Raw genomic sequence first — 2,537 nt, 5'->3', positions numbered from 1 at the left:
CGAGCCCCGCTGCCGCCATCTCGAGGCTGGCGTGGAGACGTCGCTATAGGCCGCGACGCGTGGGTGCAGATTGCAACTGGCGAACAAGCGTTCAATCACCACCGCGTCGCTGGTGCCCGGGTGGTGCATGATCCAGGGCATGTCCGAGAGTTGCGAGGCCTGCATTTCGGCGTCCTCCCGGATGCCCCAGGACGCGGGGAGCACCACCCGGAAGTCGTCGTCGCCGATCCATTGCCGGTCCAGGGTGTGGGGCCACGCGAGTCCGGACTGGCCCACTTGGTACACCAGCGCCAGGTCCAGTTCGCCGCCAGTGCGCAGCCCTTGGATGGTTTGGGAAGGTTCGGCCACCCATACACGGAGTTCTATGCCAAGCTTTTTCCAGCGCGGGTTCCGGAGAATGTCCGGCAGGACGTAGGTTGCCAGGCTGGGGAAGATGCCGAGCCGCAGTTCCTGGACGGGGGAGTCCGCACTCCTCGATGCGGCGGCCAGCAGGGTCTCGACGTCGGTGAGCACTTTGGAGGCATGCCGCACCATGGTCAGGGCGGCTTCGGTGGGAACCACGCTCCGTGGGGAACGGTGGAAGAGCTCGACGCCGGTGTCCCGTTCCAGGGATGCCATCTGTTGGGATACGGCTGAGGCTGTGTAGCCGAGCCGTGCGGCGGCTGCCGCGAAGGAACCGAGCCGCGTGACTTCAAGCAGTGTCCGCAGGTGGAGAAGGTTGACCATCAGTGATCCTTAGGCTCGATGCCGGCCGAAATCCGTGCCCAGCCAGCATAGCGGTGTGAATTCGGTCTCCGCTGCTGCCCGGGGGAGCCACGAAACCGTGTTTGCAGGATGCCGCGACACGCCGGGATCCAAGCGACACGCTGAGGATTAAATGTGGCTAAGTAGTCCACAGGGTGTGGATTACGTCTCCGGATTTGGCGGATTCCCGGACATTTTTACCTCCCTTGCCTGTGGACTACCGGTGCGTAAAATGACATACTTGTAATACATCATCTTGGGGTTCCGCTGAGGCGCTTGCACTACATGTAGTATCGATTTACGGATTGAGCGGGAAACCAGCACAAGACATGCAAGACATGAATGCAAGACGTGAATAGAAGAGTTCGGCCGCCTAGGCGGTCGGCGGGCCGGCATCGGAGTCGGAATCAGTTCCGGTCGGGGCCTGCCAAGCGAAGAGCAAAGACTTCAACAAAGGGGACAGGGACCATGACTGTTACGGTTTACACGAAGCCGGCCTGTGTTCAGTGCAACGCAACCTACCGTGCACTCGACAAAAAGGGCATCGCCTACCAGAGCGTTGACATCTCACAGGATGCCGAGGCCCTTGAGCGCCTGAAGGCCCTTGGATACATGCAGGCCCCCGTCGTGGTGACCGAGCAAGACCACTGGTCAGGATTCCGTCCGGACAAGATCGAAGAGCTGGCGCTGGCTGCCGCTTCGGTAGCGTAGTTTTTCAGGACTCCGCCACAACAAAGTATTCCAATGTAGTCGAGGTGACTCCCATGGCAGCGCTGGCAACAGCAACTGCTCAACTGAACGCTGAAGCCGTCAGCACGCGGAGTCACCTCATCTACTTTTCCTCCACATCTGAGAACACCAAGCGCTTCGTCCAGAAGCTCGGCGTCGACGCGGAACGCATCCCGCTCCATGCCAAGGACGCACCGCTGCTCGCACTGGAACCTTTCGTCCTGGTGCTGCCCACGTATGGCGGCACGAATGGCGAAGGATCGGTGCCCAAGCAAGTCATCAGGTTTCTGAACAACCCGCAGAACAGGGAACTGATCCGCGGCGTCATCGGAGCAGGAAACACCAACTTCGCGGAAAACTACTGCATGGCGGGAGACATCATCGCCACCAAATGCCGGGTTCCGCTTCTTTATCGATTCGAACTCATGGGGACTCCGGAAGATGTTGACCGGGTCAATCAAGGATTGGAAAAGTTTTGGACACGACTGTCGCAGATACAGAAGTAACCAAGGGCGCTATGGACACCGCCAAGGTCAAGAAGCCATTGCCGGAGGCCTACAAGGGCCTTGGCTACCATGAGCTCAATGCCATGTTGAACCTCTATGGTCCGAACGGGGAGATCCAGTTCGAAGCCGACCGCGAGGCCGCGCACCAGTACTTCCTGCAGCACGTGAACAACAACACCGTTTTCTTCCACGACCTGGAAGAGAAGCTGGACTACCTGGTCAAGAACCAGTACTACGAGCGCGAGACCCTCGATCAGTACACGATGAACTTCATCCGTGACCTGTTCAACCGCGCCTACAAGAAGAAGTTCCGCTTCGAGACCTTCCTCGGCGCCTTCAAGTTCTACACCTCCTACACGCTCAAGACCTTCGACGGCAAGCGTTTCCTGGAGCGCTACGAAGACCGTGTCTGCATGGTTGCCCTGCACCTTGCCCGCGGCAACGAGGAGCTGGCCAGCCGCCTCGTCGACGAAATCATCGACGGCCGCTTCCAACCCGCCACGCCCACGTTCCTCAACGCCGGCAAGGCCCAGCGCGGCGAGCTGGTCTCCTGCTTCC

At 59.8% G+C, this 2,537-nt stretch carries 3 protein-coding genes and 1 pseudogene; 3 read left to right on the top strand and 1 reads right to left on the bottom strand.

Annotated elements, in window-relative coordinates:
- Positions 1-726, bottom strand: a pseudogene (locus tag AHiyo1_RS17025) (LysR family transcriptional regulator); the annotation flags it as partial.
- A 486-nt stretch (positions 727-1,212) separates the two neighbouring features.
- Between AHiyo1_RS17025 and nrdH the strand changes: the two are divergent.
- The 3 genes from nrdH to AHiyo1_RS17010 all read left to right on the top strand — a co-directional run.
- Positions 1,213-1,455: a glutaredoxin-like protein NrdH gene (gene nrdH, locus AHiyo1_RS17020; RefSeq protein ID WP_028267421.1), complete on the top strand. Its 243-nt coding sequence runs from the start codon at positions 1,213-1,215 to the stop codon at positions 1,453-1,455.
- Positions 1,456-1,508: 53 nt separating this feature from the next.
- Positions 1,509-1,979: a class Ib ribonucleoside-diphosphate reductase assembly flavoprotein NrdI gene (gene nrdI / locus AHiyo1_RS17015; RefSeq protein ID WP_059389331.1), complete on the top strand. Its 471-nt coding sequence runs from the start codon at positions 1,509-1,511 to the stop codon at positions 1,977-1,979.
- Between the two features lie 11 nt (positions 1,980-1,990).
- A partial coding sequence (locus tag AHiyo1_RS17010; protein WP_275937078.1) for a ribonucleotide reductase N-terminal alpha domain-containing protein occupies positions 1,991-2,537 on the top strand: 547 nt, incomplete at its 3' end.

The organism is Arthrobacter sp. Hiyo1 (genome assembly GCF_001263615.2).
Lineage (GTDB): Bacteria > Actinomycetota > Actinomycetes > Actinomycetales > Micrococcaceae > Arthrobacter.
Note: the sequence above shows the minus strand (reverse complement) of the source record. Positions and strands in the feature narration are given on the sequence as shown.